This window comes from Bacillus sp. P4_D3, assembly GCF_056401855.1.
In genome coordinates, this window is record NZ_JBFUIN010000731.1 from 1 (window position 1) to 1511 (window position 1511).

A 1511-nucleotide genomic window follows, 5' to 3' on the forward strand; every position below is an offset into this window, starting at 1 on the left:
GTATAATATAGATATATACCTTGAAACGTTCGTTTGGTTTTGGGAAGAGGACAAAGCCTCGGTGCGAAGGCGGCACTCCACTTTCGAGGACATTAAATAAACAATCCTAATTTGATTAGAGGTAGCCTAAAGATAAACAAAGGACGGGAGAGTATTTTAATGAGAGCTCAAGAAATACCCATTGTTAATAGAATGGCTTACCCTTTACTGAATTCGGAAGGAGGACATGCTTCAGTTATAGTTTGTCACCATTTGGGTTATAAATCAGTCATTTTATCTTTATCTTTATCTTTATCTGGATTTCCCCCAAAACTAATGGGTTGTTCTCCTTTTCAATAGTTTCGAGTTAGGTCCGGGATTTCTAAAGGTCGCGTACGTTCCAAACAATCTCACCACGCTCATCCCACGTACTGTGATGCCTCTCAAATCCTATCTTTTCTAACACCCGGAAAGACGCAATATTCCAAGCGCCTACAGTCGACCAAAGTCTGCGGCGCCCGGTAGCAATCGCAGCGTCCAGCACAACGGATGCTGCCTCAGTCGCATAGCCTTTACGATGAGCACTGCGGAACAACTCATATGCGATCTCCGGCTCTTCCAGTGTGGAACGACCGATAATCAAGCCACAGTATCCGATGAAATCACCTTCGTCTCGTCGGCGAATAGTGAGAAGGGAAATACCATTTTCACTTGCTTTCTTACGCATCTCGATAAGCTTGCTACGAACAGCGTCAAGGGTTGGCATATCCACACCACGTTCGCCAATTAATTTTCTCATCCAGACTGAATCGGATTCCTCCCACATACTCAGATCAAGTCGTTCAGTTTTCAGCTGGAACTCCATAGCTTTAAATAAAGCTGTCATAGTGGAAACCTCCTAGTTATGTCACTGCACTCATAATAGCTTCGCACCTCATCACCACATCAGGTTGGAAACCCGGCTATTTTCCAACTCTCGCGAGAATTTATAGCAACAGTGTACAAAAAATTAGTGTTATTTTATGAATAGGTAATTACCCTACAAAATAGACCTTTTTATCAAACTTTTTTCAAAACTAACTATAATATAAAGGCAAAAACATATTATACATATCAAATAGGTCCTTGCCTTTACTTTTATTGACTTCAACAACTATAACCTAAATATAATTCGGACGAGGTCTTTTTTACTTATCTTTCAACTAAGCTAATTGCTAACTCACGTTTGTATCGAATAGATGTGAAACCTTCACCTACAGGTAGTCCATAAGCTGGTCTTTCATCTTGGTATTTAAATCCAACTGCTTCATAAAATGGAATCCCCATAGCATTATCTTTTGCAACTGAAACCCATTGTTCTTTTGCACCACGTTCAATTTGATCATTTGTAATTATAGAAAGTAATTCTGTACCGATACCTTCTCTTTTTCTATTTGGATTTAAATATATTACAAATAACTCTGCTGTTGCTTTACCAGTGAAACCACCTCCACCAGCACCCAGTATTTCTCCATTATCACTTGCAACAAACC

At 39.8% G+C, this 1511-nt stretch carries 2 protein-coding genes; both read right to left on the reverse strand.

Annotated elements, in window-relative coordinates:
* Nucleotides 1–361 precede the first annotated feature (361 nt).
* On the reverse strand, nucleotides 362–865 hold the full coding sequence (locus tag AC1DTM_RS26070) for a GNAT family N-acetyltransferase (RefSeq protein ID WP_016104814.1): 504 nt from the start codon (nucleotides 863–865) through the stop codon (nucleotides 362–364).
* A 305-nt stretch (nucleotides 866–1170) separates the two neighbouring features.
* Nucleotides 1171–1511 (reverse strand): GNAT family N-acetyltransferase (locus AC1DTM_RS26075; protein WP_477001243.1); only part of this gene is annotated, 341 nt, incomplete at its 5' end.